Annotated in this window: 16 protein-coding genes and 1 pseudogene; 7 read left to right on the plus strand and 10 right to left on the minus strand. The window is 59.3% G+C overall.

Annotated features, from left to right (window positions below):
* Positions 1 to 30: 30 nt before the first annotated feature.
* The gene (locus HBO24_RS07390; RefSeq protein ID WP_057957957.1) at positions 31 to 1,749 is read right to left on the minus strand and encodes a ShlB/FhaC/HecB family hemolysin secretion/activation protein; all 1,719 of its coding nucleotides are present in this window, start codon (positions 1,747 to 1,749) and stop codon (positions 31 to 33) included.
* A gap of 681 nt (positions 1,750 to 2,430) precedes the next feature.
* Here HBO24_RS07390 and HBO24_RS07395 point away from each other — a divergent pair.
* From HBO24_RS07395 to HBO24_RS07425, 7 genes are all read left to right on the plus strand, one after another.
* Positions 2,431 to 3,171: an SDR family NAD(P)-dependent oxidoreductase gene (locus tag HBO24_RS07395; protein ID WP_198848645.1), complete on the plus strand. Its 741-nt coding sequence runs from the start codon at positions 2,431 to 2,433 to the stop codon at positions 3,169 to 3,171.
* Positions 3,172 to 3,175: 4 nt separating this feature from the next.
* Positions 3,176 to 4,375 (plus strand): hypothetical protein, encoded by a 1,200-nt coding sequence (locus HBO24_RS07400; RefSeq protein ID WP_169990441.1) that lies wholly within the window; start codon positions 3,176 to 3,178, stop codon positions 4,373 to 4,375.
* Complete coding sequence (locus HBO24_RS07405) at positions 4,375 to 5,613, plus strand: hypothetical protein (RefSeq protein ID WP_157717305.1); 1,239 nt, start codon at positions 4,375 to 4,377, stop codon at positions 5,611 to 5,613. The genes HBO24_RS07400 and HBO24_RS07405 overlap by 1 nt, the downstream gene beginning before the upstream one ends.
* A gap of 2 nt (positions 5,614 to 5,615) precedes the next feature.
* Positions 5,616 to 6,239, plus strand: a complete 624-nt coding sequence (locus HBO24_RS07410) for a 2OG-Fe(II) oxygenase (protein ID WP_057957953.1) — start codon at positions 5,616 to 5,618, stop codon at positions 6,237 to 6,239.
* Positions 6,240 to 6,301: 62 nt separating this feature from the next.
* Positions 6,302 to 7,201 carry a DMT family transporter gene (locus HBO24_RS07415; RefSeq protein ID WP_057441728.1) on the plus strand — a complete coding sequence of 300 codons (900 nt, stop codon included), beginning with the start codon at positions 6,302 to 6,304 and terminating at the stop codon, positions 7,199 to 7,201.
* Positions 7,202 to 7,314: 113 nt separating this feature from the next.
* Positions 7,315 to 8,094: a class I SAM-dependent methyltransferase gene (locus tag HBO24_RS07420; protein WP_169990439.1), complete on the plus strand. Its 780-nt coding sequence runs from the start codon at positions 7,315 to 7,317 to the stop codon at positions 8,092 to 8,094.
* A 94-nt stretch (positions 8,095 to 8,188) separates the two neighbouring features.
* Positions 8,189 to 8,497, plus strand: a complete 309-nt coding sequence (locus HBO24_RS07425) for a hypothetical protein (protein WP_147283315.1) — start codon at positions 8,189 to 8,191, stop codon at positions 8,495 to 8,497.
* Between the two features lie 3 nt (positions 8,498 to 8,500).
* On the opposite strand, the gene HBO24_RS07430 is transcribed toward HBO24_RS07425, so the two are convergent.
* From HBO24_RS07430 to HBO24_RS07470, 9 genes and pseudogenes are all read right to left on the minus strand, one after another.
* Entirely contained in the window at positions 8,501 to 9,934 is a 1,434-nt protein-coding gene (locus HBO24_RS07430) for a PLP-dependent aminotransferase family protein (protein WP_115127121.1), read from the minus strand.
* A gap of 412 nt (positions 9,935 to 10,346) precedes the next feature.
* On the minus strand, positions 10,347 to 12,929 hold the full coding sequence (locus HBO24_RS07435) for an autotransporter outer membrane beta-barrel domain-containing protein (protein ID WP_170059504.1): 2,583 nt from the start codon (positions 12,927 to 12,929) through the stop codon (positions 10,347 to 10,349).
* Between the two features lie 101 nt (positions 12,930 to 13,030).
* On the minus strand, positions 13,031 to 13,159 hold the full coding sequence (locus tag HBO24_RS29490; protein WP_170059505.1) for a hypothetical protein: 129 nt from the start codon (positions 13,157 to 13,159) through the stop codon (positions 13,031 to 13,033).
* Between the two features lie 151 nt (positions 13,160 to 13,310).
* Entirely contained in the window at positions 13,311 to 13,778 is a 468-nt protein-coding gene (gene pgaD, locus HBO24_RS07445; RefSeq protein WP_057438951.1) for a poly-beta-1,6-N-acetyl-D-glucosamine biosynthesis protein PgaD, read from the minus strand.
* A pseudogene (pgaC, locus tag HBO24_RS07450) lies at positions 13,775 to 15,122 on the minus strand (poly-beta-1,6-N-acetyl-D-glucosamine synthase). The gene pgaD and the pseudogene pgaC overlap by 4 nt, the downstream one beginning before the upstream one ends.
* A 3-nt stretch (positions 15,123 to 15,125) precedes the next feature.
* The gene (pgaB, locus tag HBO24_RS07455) at positions 15,126 to 17,126 is read right to left on the minus strand and encodes a poly-beta-1,6-N-acetyl-D-glucosamine N-deacetylase PgaB (protein ID WP_170059506.1); all 2,001 of its coding nucleotides are present in this window, start codon (positions 17,124 to 17,126) and stop codon (positions 15,126 to 15,128) included.
* 12 nt (positions 17,127 to 17,138) lie between these two features.
* Positions 17,139 to 19,589, minus strand: coding sequence for a poly-beta-1,6 N-acetyl-D-glucosamine export porin PgaA (pgaA, locus tag HBO24_RS07460; protein WP_170059507.1), 2,451 nt, complete (start codon positions 19,587 to 19,589; stop codon positions 17,139 to 17,141).
* A 326-nt stretch (positions 19,590 to 19,915) separates the two neighbouring features.
* Entirely contained in the window at positions 19,916 to 21,412 is a 1,497-nt protein-coding gene (locus HBO24_RS07465; RefSeq protein ID WP_170059508.1) for a YdgA family protein, read from the minus strand.
* A gap of 257 nt (positions 21,413 to 21,669) precedes the next feature.
* A complete protein-coding gene (locus tag HBO24_RS07470) occupies positions 21,670 to 22,302 on the minus strand; it encodes a hypothetical protein (RefSeq protein ID WP_057438948.1) in 633 nt (210 codons plus the stop codon).
* Positions 22,303 to 22,341: the final 39 nt, after the last annotated feature.

Genomic DNA, 22,341 nt, shown 5'->3' on the forward strand with positions numbered 1-22,341 from the left:
GTCAAATTCTCGATGCGGCTAGGCGTTGAATTACAGGTAGAAATCCATCCGGAAGTAGATCGGCGCTTCGCGCTCGCTCATCACTGCCGGACGTTCCAAAGAATGGGCGAAGGTCACGCTGGTGCTGACATTCTTGCCACGGGCGAACAGCTCCACGGAGTTGCTGGAAACCCGGCCGTGGACAGTGTCGTTGTAGCGGTCATTGCGGATCACGCCCTGGTCGTAACCCAGGCTCACGCCGTACTCGCCGAAGGCCGGGCGCAACCAATCCACCAGCACCGGCCGCGCCCAGCGCAGGTCGTTGCGCCAGTAGCCGCCGCTGTCACCGTTGAGTTGCTGGTCCTTGAAGCCGCGCACCGAGGACGAGCCACCCAGGCTCATGCGCTGCGGGCTGAACAGTATGTCTTCGCTGCGTTGGCCGGTGGCCAGGCTGGTGAAACTGAACGACTCGCCCCACAAGGTGAACGGCTGCAGGTAGCTGACGGTGGCGGTGTATTTGCGGTAGCGCGAATTGGGCTGACGACTGCCAAACTCGCCGCGTTCGTCCTGGGACTGGGCATCGAGCAGGCCAATGCCATTCTGCATGCCCAAATCCATGTTGACGAAGGCACTGCCGACCCGCCGACCGTGGTTGATGCCGACCTGCATTTCACTCAGGCGAGTGCTGCTGTCCAGGCGGGTGGTGAACACATAGTTATTGGTGCGCAGGTGAGCCAGGCCGACGTTGACCGAGGTCTTGCTCACGTCATCACGATGCACCACGCGCTCGGCGCGCAGTTGGTGGTTCTGGCTGTCACCCGATTGCTTGAAGCTGAACGTATCGGCCTGGCCCAACGCGCGGTAATCGCTCTCGCTGTAGGTGTAGCTGAAGTTCCACCAGCCCCATGGCACGTTGTAATAGAACATGCCGTTTTTCGAAGTTTTCTGGTGATCGCTGATCGCGTCATGGCCGCCGCGCAACACCAACTGGTCCGCCAGGCCCAGGGGGCTGTCCCACTCAAGGCCGGCGCCCCACTGCTGCTCGCCAGTGCTTTTTTGCCCGTCGTTATTGCGCGACAAGCTGGCGCGCCAGGGCTTTTGCGGGTTGTTTTTCACCAACACCGAACTGCCGCCGACGGCTTCGCCGGGGGCCAGTTCCATTTGGGCCTGGTTGGATGGCAAGCGGTTGAGCTGGTCGATGGCCTGCTCGATTTCCCGCAGGTTGAGCAGGTCGCCGTTTTGGCCAGGAAAGGCCATGGCCAACTCGCGCGCCGAGAGCTTGCTGTTGTCCGCGCCTTGCAAACTTTCGAGCTTGCCTTCGACCACCAGCACCTGCAGATGCCCTTTGGACAAATCCTGCTGCGGCAAGTAGGCACGGCTAGTGACCATGCCCTTGTCGATGTAGTGATCGGTGACGGCCTTGAGCAGTTGATTGAGCTGGGAAACGCCCAGGCACTGGTCGATGTAAGGCTTGATCAAGCGCTCACGCTCGGTGGCGGACAGGCTGTCGGCGCCCTTGAGTTCAATGGTCTTGATCGGGAAGCAACGGTTATCCACCGGGGCGGTGGGCGCTGTGGGTTTGACTTCCTTGCCGGGCAATTCCTTGAGGTCTTCGAGGCGCCGGCGCTGCTCTTCGAGCAGGCGGTTTTGCCGCTCGCGGATCAGGTCCTGATCGCCAGGCGAAGTCGCGGCCACTGCGCTGTTTGACCCACAGAGGGCGAACAGGGCAATACACAGGGAATACCGAATCCGTGGCAATAACGAAGGCATTTTCGATCCATCGAGTAACAAGGGGCGGCAAACTAACATCGAACTTCCACCCAGCCAAAACTCCCGGCTAGTTGAAGCTAAAAATTAAATCACCCGTAAGCTGCTGATTAATAACGATAAAAACTATCAGCAACAATTAAATGCTTGTATTCGGAATTTTTATTCCGACAAGCGGTATCAGTTTTGATACAGCTTTCGGCACAACTTGAAAGTTGCCACTAGTTAGCCATCAATGCTGTGCCGAGATGGGTTAGTAGCCAAATAAGCGGAAAAGTTCGCGGCTATTGTGTGAATTGGATCCCATTTCTGACGACAGGCATCGCAGCCCCCTGACACCACCTCCTCCTGTGAGAGCTGGCTTGCCAGCGATAACGGCCGTTACAGCGCCGCCGACTGTCAGTTGCCCAGCGTCATCGCTAACGACCACCGCCGGGTCGGCTCCTAGAGGGTCGCGCACGGGAATGGCATCACAGATCTGCCTTCGCGGCTGTGCCGCCCTCACGAACGCCAAAAATAGCCCCCTTCAACTGTCATGGTCGCAGCACCAGACAGTTTGCTGCCCCCCCTCATCGCCGTACCGGTACATCGCCTGGGATGCTTTCTAATCTGCGGGAGCTCACTAGGCACCGACGCGTCTGCTCTCCAGTTATCCATAAAAACCACAATCAAAAGGGGCTTCAATTGAACAGTGACGTGACGGTTGTCGTAACTGGGGTGACATCTGGCATTGGGCTGGCATGTGCCAGAAAGTTGATCGCGCAGGGCAACAAGGTCGTCGGCATCGGGCGTCGTACCGAACGGCTATCTGCAATAGCCGATGAGCTGCGCGAAAACTTCTATCCGTTGACCAATGATGTTCGGGACAGTGCACAGCTCAAGACTTGCTTGAAAGGCCTTCCTGCCGAATTTGCAGACATTAGTAAACTTATCAACTGTGCAGGTTTGATCCAGGGCCAGGGCACACTGCTGGACATCTCGGATGAGCATGTATCAACCATGTTGGATACCAACATTCACGGCTTGATCAATGTCACGCGGGCCGTATTGCCAGCACTTATAAAAAGTGGCTGCGGGCATGTGATCAACCTGACTTCGATCGGTGCTCATTATCACTATAAAGGCGGGCACGTTTATGCCGCATCCAAAGCATTTGTCGATCACTTTGGCCGGTGCCTGCGTACGGAATTGGTCGGTACCAAAGTACGCCTGACCAACATCGCGCCCGGCAAAACCCGCTCGGAGTTTGCCCTGGTTCAATGTGCAGGCGACCAGTCCCTGGCTGACCGGGCGTATAGCTCCCTGACGCCACTTGAGCCAATGGATGTTGCAAATTCTGTTCTTTGGGCCCTGCAACAGCCGCAACACGTCAACATCAACAGTATTGAACTAATGCCTGCCGACCAGGAACTTTCGTACCGGTGAACTTATGAGCCAATCTCTCGCGCACTATTACGTCAGAAACAAACTTACGCATAAACTTATCAGCAAGCGTGTGTTGTCGCCGATATCGCTTTCTCAAATGCCGCCATCCGACTTGGTCAAGGCACTTTGCATCGAAGAAGAAGTTACAAAACTGTCGGCCGTATATGCACAGTTTCAACATTCGGATGATGTGGTTACGGGGCTTCCTCGCTACATGCCCTTTTATCGTTTTATCCAGTCAAAGTTTCCTGGCTTCCAGTGGGAAGTGCGCACACATCAAAACAAGAAAACGCTGGTTCTGAACAAGCCGTATATCAATCAAAGCCGCCCGTCGCTGTTGAACTTGCTGCTCTGTGCAGTAAACGACAACACCGCGACGACGCCAGCCTTGAAAGTACGTTATCCGGCCATGCGAGCGCTGCCAGATGCTCTGGTGGTGGACCTGGAGCAGGCGTTTAAACGGCTGTCATTCGCCCAATCGGCGCCTCACTTTATCGCGCGTTTCGCCGAGACCCTGGCCAAGGGGCTTGCCGGAGAAATCGTCACGCTGGTTTCCCCCGTATGCCCTGATTATGGCTACGAGAACAAAAACGGGCGACTTCGCTACACCTTCGATTATTTGGGCGAAGGCATCGGGTTGGTGGCCGGACGTGTAGTCAAGACCCTGCCCGACTTACAGGCAGTGTTGCAAAAACACGGCATTGAGACACGCATCGCCATCGCAGCCGGGGATTTTGAAGGGTTCGACGAGCGTACGTTGAGCCGCCTCAAGGAAACACGCGAAGGTTTCGCCCACAAACTGCGAGTCAGCCAGCAGAAAATCCTCGACCGCCTGGGGCGGGACACCGAGACGATCATGATCGCCGAGGCGGCCGGTGGGGAGGACATCTGGAACGCGCTGACAGCGCAGGCCCAGCAACGCCTGGCGATCGGGGATAACGGTTGCATCGTCGACAACGATCTGGACTACGCCGCGATCTTGAATGCGAGGCTGGCGCTCTATCAGGCCTGGCATCAGCAGCGCAGTAATGAAGAGTTGATGCAGGTGCTGTATGCCCAGGGGGCGGAGTACGCCGCGATTGGCAAAGTGTTTGCCCAGCAGTGGACCAACCCCATAGTGATCGGCGCCGATCACAATCGCATGCAGCCATTCTATTGGCTGTACAGCACCATCCCCGTCCTCTACTTGACCAGGGTCTATTGATGAGTCCGGGGCAAGGTGCACGTCACCACACTCACTACTGTCAGTACGGGCCACGGGGCGATGTTCGAGCGGCCTATGCCCACCTGCCCTTTCAGGGGCTCTGGACGTGGCTGACCGGTAAGGGTCAGGCGCGGACAGCGCAGGTGTTGCAGCGTGAAATGGAGAAGACCGGGGAACGCTACCTGGTGGTTCATCTGTGCTTTACATGGGCCGTGATAATCGCCTTGGTGATGCTCGGCCAGGCCGTTCTGCAGGGCGCTTTTCAACCCGCTACTGCGGTGCTGCTGGTACTGATGGCCTGGGTCTTGATGGTCAATCGCCTGCGTAGCCTGCAAGCCACCTTTCACTACCTTACCCACGGTGCCGTACTCAAGGACAAGACACGGGCGCAGCGCTACGCCAGGTTATTTCTGAGCACACCGCTGCTCTATCAGGACTGGGACACCTACAACCAGAGCCATGTGCGCGAGCACCACAACATCCGCGTGCTGTGTTCTGACGAGGACCCCGACCAACGCTTTATCCGGGCGCAAGGGTTCTACCCGGGAATGCCTGAAACAGCGTACTGGTTGCGAGTGTGCTGCACCCCGTTTCGCCCTGCTTATCTGCTGCGTCAATGGCGGGAGACATGGCTTGACTGCTTCGTGCGTCTTGACCGCCGCGCAGCGCTGTTTCGCTGGTGCTTCTGGGGGGTGGTGCTGGTGCTCTTGTGGGCGACGGGCGGGTTACCTGCTTTCGCATTGATGTACGTGATTCCTCGCGCCGTGCTGTTTGAACACTCCATGTGGCTGCAATTGTTTACCGAGCACCTTTGGTTTTATCAACGGGACGCCCGGCGCAGCGAAAAAGACCACTACGGCCGCCTGACCTGGGGTCGCTACCAGGGCCGCAAACCGCCGGAGCGCGGCATCATCGCCCATCTGATCTGGGGTTTGCAGTGCGTGTGCCTGGACATCCCCGTGCGGATGTATGTGTACCCGCAAGACTTGCCGAACCATGACGCGCATCACCGCCGCCCCAACGTGCACTTCCGGCACATCGCCAACTATCGCGCCAGTCTCGAGCAACAACCCTCGCCCTATGGCCCGTTCCTGGAAGTCTGGGGGTTCATGGCCGGGCTGTATCTGATTCGCGACCACTTGTGCCGAGGTGTGCAGGAGCCTTTCGGCCCTCTCGAAACCACTGTCTCGGACACTCATAACTGCCCGTTCTCCACTTCCACCTCTCAAGGAGCCTGACCATGCAAGAGACGATTCAAGCAGCCAATCAACAGTTGCACACCGACGCCTACGCACGCCTCAAGGCTTCACAACTGTTCTCAGATGAAGATATCGACTACTTGGAGACCGCGTGCCAGGTCATCCCCAAAACCATCATTAAAATCGGCGATGTGGGCGAAGAAAACTTTTTGGCGGTTGGGCGCTTCATGGAAGACCAAAAAGGCCAGTTGCCCGTCTATCGGAACACACCGTATGGCGAACGGGTGGTGGAAATTCTCTCGTCAGGCAAAAGCCGTGAGTTTTTCAACGGCATCATGGAGGGAGAGTGTTTTATCCGTCGTTGCCAATCCAACCTGCTGGAGGCTGGCAACTATATCGGTAAGCACATTGATACCTACAGCAACCTGGAATATCGCTACTCGGTGGTCATTCAGTTCGGCAGGCAATACGAAGGCGGCGAGTTCTTTATCGAGCATGAAGGCCAGGAGTCGCAGTTTAAAACCGGCTATGCCGATGTGCTGATCAATCGCTGCGAAATCCCCCATGGGGTACGCAAGGTACAAAGTGGCACACGTTCATCGTTGGTATTTTTCCTGAGCACCAGCCCCCTGGATAAACCCAACCTCAATAACAAACAGATCTGACCGGCCTGCGCATCCACCCGCATGGGCGGATGCACCACCGGCGAAACCAAAGGAAACGTCCCATGACGCAAACCAATATCGCCAGCTTTCAAGAATCAAAAAACCAGGACTTGCAAGCCTACTTCCTAGGGCTCATTTCGGTCGCAGCTTTCGCGATGACCCTACCGGCGGCCAAGATACTCGCGGGCGATCTAAGCGCCCTGCAAGTCGGTTTTTTCCGGTCGGTGCTGGCAGCGTTTGCGGCAATTCCATTTCTGATTCTCGGCCGAGCCAAGCTGCCCACTCGATCACAAATCAAACGAATGCTGCTGACATCCACCGGGATCGTTTACGGCTTTCCAATCCTTACCGCCCTTGGCATGCAATACGTTCCCGTGAGCCATGGCGGCGTGGTGCTCGCGGCGCTGCCACTGTCTACGGCTATCTTCGGCACGCTGATCACAGGTACCCGCCCCTCCAAAATGTTCTGGGTGGTGTCGAGCCTGGGTTTCCTGGTGGTCATGACCTATACCGTGATCAACTCGAATGTCTCGGATATCTACATCGGTGACTTGGCACTACTGGGCGCCGTCATGCTGGCCGGCTTTGGCTACGCCCAAGGCGGCGCGCTGTCCAAGGAACTGCCGGGCTGGCAGGTCATGTGCTGGACCCTGGTCATCAGCCTGCCTGTGTTACTTCCGGTCAGCCTCTGGCTGTATGACGGCGAAGCTATTGCCAACCTGCCTGGCCAAGGGGTAGCAGCCCTGCTCTTCCTGGCGCTGGTCAACTCGCTGCTGGGCTTCTTTTCATGGAACCGTGCACTGGCACTGGGGGGCATCCAACGCATTAGCCAGTTGCAGTTGCTACAGCCGTTCTTCACGTTTGCCTTTTCGATCTGGCTGATGGGTGAGCTCTGGAACTGGTTGACCCCGGCCGCATGCGTCGTGGTAATCGTGCTGGTCTGGTTGTCCAAGCGCATCTGAACCGGAGCGTGCGCCGGGCAACCGGCGCGCCCTTTTTCACCTCGCCCAAGGTGATGCTTAGAGGGGCTTGCAGCCCGACAGCCACATCACCTCCCCTAAACGGAGACCTCCCGATGACTGCCTCAAGCTTTTTCCGCCCCTTTTTCGAGTTGCAGGAAAGGAACGCCCTGCCTTATGAAACCAACACGTGTTCGCAGATTCACCGGGCCAACGGTGCGATCGAGTTGCTGGCAATCAAAACGGGGGAGCGGGTGCTGGACATCGGCTGCGGTGATGGCTATTGGAGTGAACAACTCGCTCGCCAGGGTGCGGAGGTGGTGGGGTTCGACTCCAGCCCCGAGAAGGTGAACGCCGCACGCTCGCGCAACCTTGAGGTGAAACTGGGCAATGCCGAAGAGCTCTACTTCCACCAGGAATTCGATGCGGTATTCAGCCATGCCGCCCTGCATTGGATGCGTCATGCTGATCAAGTAGCCCGTGGCGCCTTTATGGCACTCAAACCCGGCGGGCGGTTTGTGGGTGAGTTTGCCGGTGCGAAAAATGCCCTGTTGATCCGGCGGGCCATCCATGAGGCCCTGGAACGCAGGTCCGTCGATGCGCAGGACATTGACCCTTGGTATTTGCCCTCCGCCCATGAGTACCAACAGGTGTTGGAGCAGGTGGGGTTCCACGTCACGTTCATCAGTTGGTTCGAGCGCCCAATGGTGCTGGATTACCCCGTCAGCGAATGGATAAAAACCTATGGCAGCCCCTATTTGGCCGCTTTACCGGTAGACGCACACGCGCAGTTTCTGGAGGAGGTCACGGAGGAACTGGCCAGCGACCTGCTGGACTCCAGCGGACATTGGACGGTGGACTACACACGGCTGCGCTTCAGGGCTGAAAAAAAATGACCCACGCAGTCTGATCTAACCGAGTGCGGCTGATGTCATCCATCAGCAGGCGCCAAGAACACTCCCAGCCGTAAACGGGGTTAACGCTATGCCCATGAAAACCAACGGACTGGCCCTGAAGTCGTTTTACGCAGACGCTCAGGTCTGGTCCGGCCAGGACGGGAAACCGTTGTACTGGATCGACAACATCAGCTTGGCTGTCAATGGATTGGAAATCGCTGAGGATTCATCCATCCAAATGCTCCACGACGATGATGACGTGCAGATCCTTACCGGCAACATCTACTCTTATGAAGACCTGGGAGAGGTAGCAACCCTGGCGGAGTACTTCAAACGCTGGCAACGAAACCTCGACCCGGCGCAACACTCACCGCACGATGCCGGGTCACGCATCAAGCCTTGAGGGTCAGGCGTCTTGTTCAGTCTTGCCTGTGAGCTCAGTTTCACAGTCCAGTTGGGCATCGATGAAGTGCTTGAACCGGATATCGTTGCAATGACTGACGTTCAAGCGAATGTACTGATCATAATCGTGCGTGTTACTGAACAGTGATCCAGGCGCCAGGAAAATGCGGGCATCGTGTGCCCGCTCAATCAGGCGGCGTAGATCCACGTGCTGAGGAAACCGCGCCCACAAAAACACCCCCTGCGCACTGGCATCGTCAAACACCACCCCCTTGTTCCCCAACCACTCCCGCGCCCGGACACGCTCCTGCGTCACCCGCTGGCGCAAACCATCCAAATGGTGTCGATAGCGGCCGGACTCCAGGGTGTAGGTCACGATCGTCTCGTCCAGTGATGAACCGCACAACAAGTTGTACATTTTCTGTTCGATCAGCCCCTCGACAAACTTCGCCGGCGCCACCACATACCCAAGGCGCAATGCCGGGCTAAGTACCTTGCTGAATCCGCTGATATAGAAGGTGCGGTTCCATTCATCCAGGCTGCTCAAGCGCAGGGTTTGCCGGGCACATAACGAACCGAAGATATCGTCCTCGACAATATGAAAGTCATACTTCTGCGCCAACGAAAGAATCTTGAAGCCCTTGGCCGGCGAGGTATTGCCCCCGGTAGGGTTGTGGATCAGGGTCTGGGTAAGAAACAGTTTTGGTCGATACTGGATCAACATGGCTTCCATGGCCTCCAAGTCCGGGCCATCTGCCATGCGGGGGACGGTGATGATGTTGAAATCCCGGTCTTTGATCAGCCGCAACTGCAGCAGCAGGTAACTTGGATCCTCGACCAACAGGTAATCACCAGGCTCAAGCATGACACTGCGAATCAGCGAGAACGCATGGGTAGCCCCCACAGTCACCACAATCTGGCTGCTGGAGGCATTGATCTGAATTTCCCGCAGCTGTCGCGCAATCACCGAACGCAACTCCTGCTTGCCCGCAGCAGGCGCCGGGGCACTACAAGACAGCGTGCTGCGAATCAGCCGGCCGGTCACTGACGCCGGAACGGCGTCCGCCAACCAGGCAGGTGGAAAATACCCTGAACTGACAGGAATATCGTATTGGGAAGGATCCAGCGCCCGATAAAGAAAACCCGCGTGCAAACTGGATGGCGCAATGATCTTGTCCAGATCCTTGGAAACGTCCGGAGCAGTGGGCGCAAGAATGTAGTAACCCGCACCAGGCCGGGACTCGATGACCTGTTGGGCAACGAGATCCTCGTAGGCACTGCTCACCGTAAAAATACTCACGCCCAACTGTTTGGAAAGTGCCCTGACTGACGGCAAACGGCTACCTTGCACCCATTGAAAAGATTCGATGCGGCGGATGATTTCGCTGCGAATCTGGTCCACCAACAGTACTTTGCTGCCGCGATCTATCTCGAACATCTCAATCCTTTATAGAAATAATCGCCATTGGTGGTAACTGGCCATCGTAAAGACTGTGAGCAACAGCCTCCCTGACAGCACATGCCTGCCCAGCAAATTCTTGGGGCCTTTTAAAGTGGAGTTTTCACCAAATGCACAGAGCTGGCAAATTGTCACAACCTGCTCTCGTTGTGTCAGGTGACGCACCCGCCTTTTTTGATGAAAGAAGAAGCAAATAGGGGGCCAGACAATCAGTAGCGGTTGAATCGTGGTTTAAGCCTGTTTTCCCCAACGGCTGGAAAACCTGGCCTTACGCAATGGCTACGATTTGATTGGGCGACGGTTGAGTCTGCAAAGCACATAAAACGAGCAATAAAAAAGGGCCAGACCCCGATTAAAAATTCAATCGTGGTCTGGCCCCCGGTTTTTCTACTTAAAACGCGTACCGCGCCTTAACCATCACCCCATCGGCATCAAACCCGCTGCGAGCCTGGCGGGTGTAGCTGGCGCCGACGCTGAACGCCGAGACCTGGTAGTTCACGCCCACGCTGGCCTCATAGCTGTCACGCGCTACCGATGCGCCGGTCACGCTGAACGTCGAACCACCGTTCACAAAACTGGAAGTCTGCGCCACGCGATCACCCATCAGGTCGTGATAGGCCATCACGGTCGCTTCCGGTTGCAGAGTGCCGGCACCCAGCGCCAGGTTGCCTGCCACACGCAGGCCGGCGCCCAGCTCACCGACTTCGTAACGTTGGGAACCAGTGTTCAGCGCCGCCGAAGAGCCCTTCTCATGCAGGCTGTCCATGTGCACGCTGGAGTAACGCGCGGCGACACGCGGTTCGATCAGCACGCTGTCCGACGCCTTGAAGCTGTAACCGCCCACCACACTGGCCGACAGTGCCTGGCTGTCGTAGCTGCCCTTCGCTGTAGTGCCGGTGATATGACGCTTGCTGTCGTTGTCGTTGACGCCATAGCTCAGGCTGCCATCGACAAACCAGTTCTGCAGCGACCAGTTGCCATACAGCGACAGCGCGTTGCCCTGCACTTCAGTCTTGTTGCCCAGGTCCGAATGGATATTGGAGTTGAGGTAGCTGTACGCCACACCCACACGGGTGCTGTCGTTCAAACGCCCGTCCACGCCGACGGCCACACCACTGCTGTTGGCCGAGTAACCGTTATCGCCACCGCGACCGTCCTGGTCCATGTTGCTGCTCAAGCCTTGCACCCACACACCGCCGCGTTCGCTGCCATCGCGCTGGCCGGCCAGGCGGTTGAGGATCGCGTCATTGATCACGGTCTGCCCGGAAAAGGCCACGTCCAGCGCACCACGGTTTACGTCAGGTTTGAGCTGTTCGCCAATCTGCGCCAGTTGCTGGGCGCTGCCGGCGTTGGCCACGGCCTGGAACACCGGATCACTCTCATCCAGTTGCCCAAGCACGTCATTTTTCACTTCGTTAACGGCGGTGATAACCGGCTCAGTGGCGCCGACATTGGTCAGCTCCTCTTGCACCTGCTGATTACTCTTCAAGCCCACCACAGCCTTGACCGTTTGCGTATCAGCCGAGTAACTGAACACGTCCAGCAGCGACGACGTACTGCCGACCGTCAGGCCGTTGTTCTGCACGCTGCTGGCTTGCAGCAAGGTGTATTCGGTGCCGCTGGGCGCTGCGGTGAAATCACCGGGCTTGGCGCTCAAGGTCACCTTCGAAGCCTGGGCAAAATTCGCGGCGCCGCTGACCGTCAGGTAAGGCGTGGTCGGCACCACGCTGTTGGACAGGCGCATATCAACCCCGGCGCCGCTGGCTACATTCAGGTCGCCAGTGATGGTGGTGCCGGCGTCCGACAGGTTTAACGAGCCCGAGTTGATCGATACCGGGCTCTGGATGTACTTACCGGTGAAATCGGCCTGGCCTGCGATGTTCACGCCAGTGACGTTGAGTACATCACCGACGATTTTGCCGCCAGTCCAGTTCAGGCTTGCCAGGTTGGCCGCGTCGATGGCGGTGCCGGAGTTGCTGCGGATTTCGCCGGCTTGCTGGTTGATTTCGAAGGGGGAGGTTTGCTCGTCGATATCTGCATAAATGGCTACGCCATCGGCACTGATGGTGCCTCGGTTGACGATGCCGCGAGAGCCGGGCGCACTGTTCTGAGCGAAAGTTGCTCCGTGGAAGTCAAAAGCATCAGCCTTTTCGCCTTTTGCTTCGATCGTGCCGGTATTGAGGATGTAATCGACAGTACCGTCATGAAACACCACGCCAGCGGAAGCAGCGCCGTTCGCGGAAATCAGGCCACTGTTTTCGATCCTCAAGGGAGATGTGGAGGTTTCCACCTCGAAAGCCCAGGAGTCGTCGCCCGTCACAGACAACGTACCGGAGTTGAGAATCTTGCCACCTATGCTGATCGGGAAGACGCCGCCTCGGTCAAGCAGCATAGCAAGCGAGTTGACGCCCATCATCCGTATCACGCCAGTGTTGGAAACATCCCCCGCCACCGTGGTGCCATGCAACCGGATGCCATCGCGAAAAGTCCAGGGGTTGGATACTGGGGCCGTGGATTGAATGGTCCCGGAGTTGATCACGCTCCCGCCAACATTGGTAGCGCCGATCTCAAAGGCTTGAAACGCCCCGTTACTCTGGGTGATGTCAGCTGCCTGGATAACATCCCCCGTGATGGTGCTACTTCCTGGATTAGCGGTCAGTTGCAGAGATGGGTCCACGGCGAACCCGTGAATGTCGAGCCCTTGTCCATCTAAATTAATATTTGCACGATTGATCAACGAGCCCTGAATGCTCGTATCAGCGACACTCACCCCCATCCAATTGCTAATGCCCCGGCTAGCGGTCACATTCGTGGGTTGAGTCACCGTTCCGGTGAGGGTCAGTGATTCACTAAACTTCTCACCGCTCCAGGTGCTCTTGCCTTGACCAACATCCACTTCAACGGCCAGCACTTGAGTGCTGATTGCCCCAACGATTAAAGCCAGCAGGCTTTTTTTAAACGGCTTTGGCTTCATGTAAAACTCCATGTATGACTGGGGCTCCGCTCACGATCTCGCGGCAGCAGGTATAAAACCGAAACAGCCTGTTGAGCCCGTGCACTGAGCGACGACCTGCATCATTTGAGCTGATCAATGGCCTGCTCAATTTCCCGCAGATTGAGCAAGCGTTCGCGGTCATCGCCGAACAGGTTGTCGGCACACAGGCTCTCAAATTGAGCGAGGACCTCATTTTGATTAACAGCCAACCCATTGATTTATAACGAACAACTACTCATCAAACGTTTAAAGGCGCGCAACTCCGTGATTGTCAGTGGGCCGCCGAGGCGAGATAAATAGGAGTATTCCTAAATCTATTGGCGAATTTTCCTACAATAAAAGGTCGCCTTCCCTACGCGCCTAGTTTTCCTGCCCCACCACCAGTTTCAACCCTGGCCGCCGCACCTCACGGGAGTGATGCGCCGTCACCGCCTGCACCCCGCCCTCCTGATCGTTATGAATCACCAACACCCCCGGCCGGCGTAGTTGCTCAAGCTCGCCTGCCGCCAGGCGGAAGCTCTCGCTCAAGCCGTGGTCGCTCAACGCCTTGGTCGCCGCGCGCCGCTGGGCGAACTGCTTGCCGCGTCGTTGTTGGTAGCGCGCCCAGACGATCAGCAGCACCGCGTTGAACAAGGCGATCCACAGGTAGATCTGCAAGGTGTTCAGCGCGGCAAAAATCGGTGCATCGATGCGTGGGCCACCATTGCTATCGAGCATCGGCACCAGGCCGCGCACCAGCAGGATCACCAGGCCGGCCCAGGCCATCAGGGTCAGGAAAATATCAATGGCCTGCATCACAGGCCGCTGTGGGGTACGGATCAGGTTCATGGCTTAACTTCCTTGGCAGGTGCCTTGATGCCGCGATCCGGGCTGACCCAGCGCGCGCGTTTTTGATGTTGGCGGAACAGGACTTTGGGGAAGCTGACCAGGGTGGTGAACAGGCTCACCAGCCAGAACACCAGCGGGTACCAGACCGTCCAGAACAGGGTTTTCCACAGGCCGCGCTCGTAGCGCCGGTCAATCATGATGCTCACGGCAAATTGCACCAGGCACACCACCGCCAGCAGCAAGCCGGTGAAGGCCGGCGGCATCAGCGATGCCGACGGCAATCGCCTCGGGCAACGGCACCACTTTCCCTACGCCCCAGAAGATCACCGACAGCAGGAAAGTGAAGGCCCAGCCGGTGGACAGGCAGTACTCGAACAGCAGCGGCCACAGGTAGCGATGGCGCCATTGCCAGATCCCGCGAATATTCTTGAACAGCACTTCGGCGCCACCCTGGGCCCAGCGCAGACGCTGTTTCCACAGGCCGCCGAGGGTTTCCGGCATGAGGATCCAGCACAGCGCACGCGGCTCGTAGAAGATGCTCCAGTGGTCCAGTTGCAGCTTCCAGCTCACGTCGATGTCTTCGGTGATCATGTCGGTGCTCCAGTAGTCGACCCGGTCCAGGGCCGCCCGCCGAAACGCCACCACCACGCCGGACACGGTGAAGATCCGCCCGAAAACCCGCTGGGTACGCTTGATCAAACCAATGATCGAAGAGAACTCGCCCACCTGTACCCGACCAATCAAGGTCGAGCGCGTGCGGATGCGCGGGTTGCCGGTGACCGCGCCAAGCCGTGGGTTGTCGAGCATCGGCGCCACCAGGTAGGCGGCGGCATTGCGGTCGAGCAAGGCGTCGCCGTCGATGCACACCAGGTATTCGCTGCGCGCCGCCACGGCGCCCATGCGCAAGGCCACGGCCTTGCCCTGGTTTTGCGCCAAGTGCAGCACGCGCAAGCGTGGCTCCTGCAGCGCCAGGGCGTCGAGCACAGCGGCGGTGTTGTCGCTGGAGCCGTCGTTGATCGCAATCACTTCCAGGTTGCGATAGCGCTGGGCCAACGCCGCGCCGATGGTCTCGGCGGCGTTGTCGCCTTCGTTGTAGCAAGGGATCAGGATCGAGATCAGCGGCTCGCCTTTGAGCACCGGCGCCGGGGTGTCATCGGACCACGGCCAGTGGCGCTCCCAGTGCAGCCAGAAGTACAGGCCGCCGGCAATCCACAGCCCGGACATGAACAACGGGTAGAAAAACACGAACTCCATCAGGAACTGCCCGGTGACCAGGAAGATCAGGCCCAGGGGCACACCCAACACCAATGCCAACACGAGAAGAGCAAGGATTCTGTCGAACATGAGTCAAGGATTCCATTTGTTGGAAAGGGCCGGACGCACGGTGTTCAGATCCGGCGAATTCTCCAGGAAGTTGTCGGGGTAGTAGCCAAAACTGCTGGCACCCTGGCGCTTGAGCACACCCATCCACTCGGCCATTTGCACGCCGGAAATGTCCGGGGCGGCTGGAGTGCGCCAATCCTTGGCCTGTAGCTCGAAGACCGTGCGCTGCATCGCACCGGGCCGGGCCTTGACCGTGGCCACGAGCTTTTCCAGCCAGGCGTTGGAGTTTTTCAGTGACTGACCTTCCATCAATGGCATCGCCATCGGCGCGGTCCAGTCGTAGTGCTTGAGGAAGTCGTCGAGGTTCTGCGCAAACCAGGCTTCGCTGGCCGGGTTGAGCATCGGCTCGGCGAAGATATTGCGCGCGGTGAGCACTTCCGGGCCGCGCAGGGCGCGGACCTTGGCGGTCAGTTCATGGGTGAAGTCGATCAGGTACCGGCTCTTGAAACGGGTCCAGCGCTGCATCACTTCAGGGTCGGCGCGCAGCGCCTGGATGCTGCCCGGCAGGCCGTTGGCGGCGTAGGTTTTCAGGGCTTGGGGGCTAGCGTCTTCAAAGTCCGAGAGCACGGCGTCATCGTGGAACAACACACCGTGGATAGCGCTGGTACGGGCCAGGTCTTCGTAGATCTCACCGATGACTTTGCGCACCTGGGGATCGAACGGCGACAGGCGCTGGTACTGTTTCGGGTCGACAGCCACCTTGCCGGTGGCCGGGTCCCAGCGGCTGACGCGGGGTAGCTTGGCATCCAGGGCAAAGCTCAGCACGGGCATCCAGGCGTAGACTTTGACCAGGCCGGCACGGGTATGCAGCTGCCAACTGACACGGTTGAACAGGTCTGCGCGCATCGGCAGATGGCGGTTGGGGAAGTACAGCGAACGCGCCAGGCCATCACCCTTGGGGTCGGCAAAAGCCTGAAGGAACACGGTGTCGACGCCCATGTCCAGCACACGCTGGACCAGCGCGTCGAGGTTGCGCACCTCCTGCGCCTTGTCCGGGTCGTAGACATGATCGAGGTCCACATGCAGCACGCGCATCGGTGCTTTGACCTGCGCCGAGACCATGCTGTTGGCGAAGTCCTCACCGTACGGGTCGTTGTCCACCAGAAAGCGCGGGCTGCTCATCAAGTTGCCGAGGTTGTCGAGGCCGTCCTCCAGGGTCAGGGCCATCTGGTAACCCTGCTCACCCACCACCGCCAGAGAAGTGCCATCCGCCGCCCCATACGGCCATACCCACACACGCGGGGCCTTGCCGGTAACGGCGCGGATCTTATTGGAAATCGCCGCGACGTCGGCGCGCATCCGCGCCCGGAACTGCGCTTCGGACTCATAACTGCGGGTGACCGGGTCATAGCGCCGGGTGGCGGCGGCCGGTTCCTGGTTGCCCTGGGGGTTGGCCAGCACGCCCTTGTGGCTGGCGTCGGTGTGGGCGCCGATTTCCACCAGGCCCGATTGCGCCACTTCGCGCACTTGTTGCCAGGTCAGAAACTCCCCGCGGTTACGCGGCACGCCGGCAAAATCCACCGGCTGATTCAACGGCGTGTCGACCCAACTGCCCACTGGCGCCAGCACGGCCGGCCACTGGTAGGCACGCAGGATCGGCATAACACGGGTGTAAAAGCTCGAATAACCGTCGTCGAAGCTGAGCATGACGGCTTTGGGCGGCAGCTCTGGCCCGCCGGCACGGGCGGCGAGGACCTGGTCGACGCTGACCGCCTGGTAGCCGTTCTCGCGCAGCCAGGACAACTGTTCGATCAGGCGTTCGGTACGCACCGCCACCACTCTCTGGTCGGGGTCACGGTCGTTGACATCGTGGTAGGCAATGCCCAGGAAATGGTTTTTCGGCCACGGCGCTTCGTTGACCGGTTTGAGTCGTTCAGCAGGTGGCGTAAAAGGCGCGGGGGACTGGGCACAGGCACTGCTCAGCAAAAAGCCCAGGGCCAGCAGGCAACGGGAAACAAGGGTCATGATCGGACTCTTCTAGAAACGGTAAGTGAGGTCGACGATCAGGCGCACATCGCTTTCGCGCTCACCGTCATAAGGTCGGTTGATCCAGCTCAGGTTGGCGCCGGTTTCCAGTACGTCGTTCCAGCGATAACGCTGGCCGTAACTGAGCAAACCAATGGCACCGGTGGAGTAATCGCGCTGGCTGTAAGTGCCCGCACCGGCCTGGAACTGCTGACTCCACTGGGTTTCGTAGCGGTGATAAAGCACATGGTTGACGCTCACCGTGGGCAGCACGCTGAAGTCTGAGCGCGGGTTGAAATACGCGGCCTCTTCCTTACTGTTGCGGCTGGCGGCGACTTCCAGGCCAAGGTCTACTTGCACGCCCGGCGAGCGGTAGACACCCTCACGGCCGATGAGCGACGCTTCGACACGGTCGTTACCGTCACTGAAGTGGGACGGGCTCAGCGCCAGTTTCCACTCACGGCTCTCGTTGGCGCTCCAGCGGATAAACCCGCTGCCGCCGTTGGCGGTGACGTTGGCATTGAGCGCGCGCAACGGCGTGCTGGCGGCCAGGTAGTCAAGACTGCCCCCGTACTGCCAGTGGTCGTTGATGTCGCGGGCAATCGCCAGGCGTGCGCCCTGCTTGGTGCCTTTGCCGTAGGAGTGATTGGAGACTTCGGCCTCCAGGGTCATATCACGGGTACGCCGCTCCACACCCAGGCGCTGCCAGCGGTGGTGGCCCGTGCCTTCTTCAAAGTCGGCGGTGGCGTAGCCGATACCGCCGAATATCCGCCAGTCTTCATCGATGGGCGGGCTGTAGAGCAGGGTTTCGATCCCCCAGTCACGGCTACCGGCAACCGCCCCGCCGCCATGGCTTTTACCGGTCTCGGCTTCGATACGCAGCTCGGCCATCTCATGCACTTTGCGCAGGCGCTGGAGGCGTTGGACCTGGCGATTGTCCGGGGCGCGGGCGACCACGTCATCGGCGAGCATATCGAGCTGGCGCCACTCCTGCAGATCCAGCGCGTTGTAGCCTTGGGAGACTTCCAGGTCGATATGGCGCGGGTTCTGGTTTTCGGCGTTCTTGAGGGCAATTTCGGCACGTCGCGGCCAGGCGCGGGCGCGGAACATGTCCGCCTGGGCCACGCGCATGCCGACATTGCCGGGCGAGGTGCGCACCAGGGTTTCCAGGCTTTTTTCACTGGTCGGCAGATCGGCGCCATAGGTCGCGGCCTGGGCCGCCAGTTGCTGGGCGGCCAGCCACGCGTCGTTGGGGTTACCGAGGGGCAGCCCCTTGAGTTCAACCCGAGGTCTTTGCGTGCTCGCCAGGTCGTTTGCGACGGCGCGAGCTTCGCGGGTCTGGTCGTTTTCCAGCAGGGAGTAGTACAGCGCGGTGCTGTCGACCACCTGGTTGCTGGGGTCGGCATCCGACGCGGTCACTGCCTGGCGATACAGCGGCGCGGCCTTCTCGGGCAAACGCTGGTCGAGGTAGGCGGCGGCCACCCAGCGCAGGGCGTAGTTGGGCAGTTGCACGCCTTGAGCTTGCAAGGCTTCGTAGTCGTGGAGCACCTCGGCGGTACGTGCGCGGGCCTTGAGCGCGCCCAGGCGGTCGATGCGCCAGCGCACCACATCGTCATGGGCACTGGCGTCCGGGGTCCAGGTGGCGAGCAGTTGGTCGTAATTCTTGAGGGCGCGGTCGGCGATCACAAAGCGCTCGCTTTCACTGCGCGTCGGGAATTCAGCCAGGCGCACGCGTTCGGCAGCCAGGTCGCCTTCCAGGCGGCGCTGGGTCACCGGGTCCAGCAAGCCGGGGTGGCGGGCGCTCAGGCGCAGGGCCGGTTCCGGCATACGTGCACGTTGCAGGGCGATCAGGTATTCGCGCACCACCTCGGGCTGGTTACCGGCGCGGATAAACGCCTGGTCGAATTCGAACAGCGAATCATAGGGCTGCCCGGCGCGGGACAACGCATAGCCCAGGGCCATACGCCGCTCGACATTCTCGGGCTTGGCCGCCACCAGGGTGCGGGCACGCTGCACGGCTTCGGCGGTTTTGCCGCCATCGGCCAGGGTCATGGCCAGGCCCAGTTGCAGGTCCGGGTTGCTCGGTTCGCGCAGCAAGGCCTGGCGATACACCGCCTCGGCGGGGGCCCAGCGCTGTTGATTGCGGTAGGTGCGGGCCACGGTGGTCAGCGCTTGGGTGGTCAGTTGGCGCTGGCGCCCCTGGGCCTCATAGACCTTGAGTACTTCGTCATCCTGGCGCGCCCAACTGGCGATCAACAGGTGATCGCTGACCTGGCCAGAGGTCTGGCGCTCGGCAGGCAATTGGCGCAACAGGTTGAGCGCTGGCGTGTAGTTGCCGGTACGGGCCTGGCGAATCAGGGAATCATAGGCAGGATCGGCCACGGCCAGGGTCGGCAGCAACAAGGCAGCACCGATCAGTAGACGCAGGCGGCCAGGGCCAGAGGGAGAGAAATTACGCAACATGTCGTCAGCTTCCTTACTCGGAAAGCTGTAGCGATAGGTTCGCCTGTACAACACGCATCAGGCCGCCGGTGTCTGATGACCCGGCCAAGCTTTCCTGGGCGCAATATCCCTGAGAGGGATATGGAATAGGACAAATTAGGACAATTGTTCAGAATCGTCCTAAAAGCCAGTGGAGATCAAACGTGGGGCTTGTGTGGGAGCTGGCCTCTGTGGGAGCTGGCTTGCCTGCGATGGCATCACCTCTGTTTCACTGACACACCGAGGTGATGCTATCGCAGGCAAGCCAGCGCCTACACAAACCGTATTCCTACACGGGTCGAACAGCCTTATTGCACGCCGCTGACCGCACCCAGCTTGCCCAGTACGCCGCCGATAAACTGCTCGACGGTCATTTTCTGGCCATTGAAGGTCACTTCATTGTTGGCGTAATGCAGCTTGGCCAGGATGTCGTTGCCTTCCAGGGTCGCCAGTTGCGTGCCCACGGCCATGCCGCTGACCATCTCGCTGGCCATCTGGGCCTGCTGCTCGATGGCTTTGGGGTCAGTCACACCACCGATCTGCGCTTGCAGGGCGGCCACGTCAGCGATCATCGGCTTGGACAGGGTCAGGTTGGCATCCAGCAGCGTGATCATCTGCTTGGCCAGTTCAACCGGCGGCAGCTCCATGGTGGACGGCTTGGTCAGGTCTACCACCAGGTTGAAGCGGCTTTCGCCATTGGCGGTCTTCAGGGACAGGTTTTCCAGGGCCACTTGCGGCTTGGCGGCCAGCAGCAGATCAACGTTGGCCTGGGCCAGCACTTGCTCGGCTTCGCTCAGTTGCAGCTCAGGAATCGGTTGGCCGGCAGCCTGGGCAGCCTGCACCGGTTGCATCTTGTCCTGATACAGCTTGGTCAGCACCATGGTCGATGGCACATCGATGTTCTTGACGCTCACGGCCATGGCCGCCGAACCCACGGGTTTACCCTGGTAACCGATCTCGGTGATTTTGTAGTCGACGCGACCGTCCAGGTTGTTGTCCTTGGTATCGCTGCTGTCTTTCTGCTCGAACCCTTTGACAGTCAGCACGGCTTGTTCCGGGCCAAAGGTGAACGTGCTGTTGCTCAACACGACGGTATTCTGGCCGACATAAAAACCAAAGCTGCTCTTGGTCAAGTTACTGGCGAGGGTCAAGCCATTGAGCTCTGCCTGGAACGGTGCCCCCTTGGGGTCGACCAGGGAGACCTTGAGGGCGTCCATGTAGCCGTCGACCTTGATCTCTGTCGCCTTTTCGGTGTTGAAGTAGTCCATGTTCAGGCCGGAGAAGGTGACGCTGGTGGTGCCGTCCTTGTACTCCAGGGGCAGCAGCTCCAGGTTGCCCGTGACCGAACGGTTGAAACCGATGTTGGCGACGCCTTTGACCGGCGAAACGTCCTTGGTGGCGGCGAACCATTTTTCGGTGGTCGGGTTCTTCTCTAGGGCCAGGTGACTGGTAGCCAGCACTGGCCACCACTTCAGGGTGACCAGGCGCGAGACCGGCAGCGGACCGTGTTCGATACGGTCGACAAACAGCAGTTCGCTGTCTTTGAACTGTTCACCGAACACCGCGCCTTCAGCCTTGAGACGGAAGTGGCCGGTGCTGCTGAACCAGCCGCGATCCAGGGAGACCATCTCCAGGGTCATACGGCCATCGACACCGGCCAGGGAGCGCTCCATCTCCTTGTTGGCGTCTTCGATCGTGGTTTTAAGCACACCTTCCAATTGGCTGCCGGTGTACCAGGCACCGCCGGCACTGACTACGCCGACGGCGGCAACAAAACCCAAAAGTACAACGGCTGATTTATTCATGAAGTGTCCTGATCCAATCCTGTGCGAAGTGGGCTGTCTTCCCTGAACCCCGAAGTGGGGCGTCGGCTCAAGCCCGCCGAAAATCGGGGCAAGGTTAGCACTGGCGGGGGGGCTCGTTGCAATCTCTTGTGGCGAACAACGCGGCCCAGGGGATGGAAATGGAACATTGTGGCGAGGGGGCTTGCCCCCGTTGGGCCGCGTAGCAGCCCCAATAAGACTCACTGAGTTTTATCAGGTCCACCGGACTCAGCCCTGGGTCAGGAGTATTCCATCTCGATTTCGTCGAGCTGGTGATCAAAACTCTTCAGCCGCGCCGTCCAGGTGTACACCAGCACTTCAAACTCGCGGTGAATCACCGCATTGCCCGGCGTATCCGCCTTGGGGTCGTAGAAGTCCAGTTGGTAACGCTCGCGGGCCATGGCGGTGGCGACGTCGGACAGTTCCCGGGCGTTGTTCAGCCAGTGCCGCCCTTCGGCCACTTGTCGGTCGAGTACCACGCATTGTTGCTTCAAGGCTTCGAGGCTTTTTTCCAGGGGCGTGCCGGTCAGTTCGCCCATGACTTCCTGGAAGGTGCGCCCAGGCTGCCAGTAGCTGCCCCAGAAATAGCGGTCGAACACGGTTTCGACCCGGCGCAGGGCCACCTTGGTGTCCCAGATCGCCACCCGCGTCTTGCCTTGTTCGAGGATTTTTTTCTGGGTGCGCTGGCCCTGGTAGGAAGCCCAGGCCACCACGCCAATGGACAACGCGGCGATCAACGCACAGGCGCTGTCGAGGAACACCATGGCCTTATCCAGTTGATGGGCCAGCATGACGCCGTAAAAGTAAGTCGCCGATAACAACACCAGTGCGAAGAGCACGCACCAGAACGCGGGAGCATAAGGGTTTTTCATTATTGGAATCCCCATGAGCAACGCAGGCAGTGATCAGCG

Source organism: Pseudomonas sp. WS 5410 (assembly GCF_012985645.1).
In the GTDB taxonomy this organism is placed as follows: domain Bacteria; phylum Pseudomonadota; class Gammaproteobacteria; order Pseudomonadales; family Pseudomonadaceae; genus Aquipseudomonas; species Aquipseudomonas shahriarae.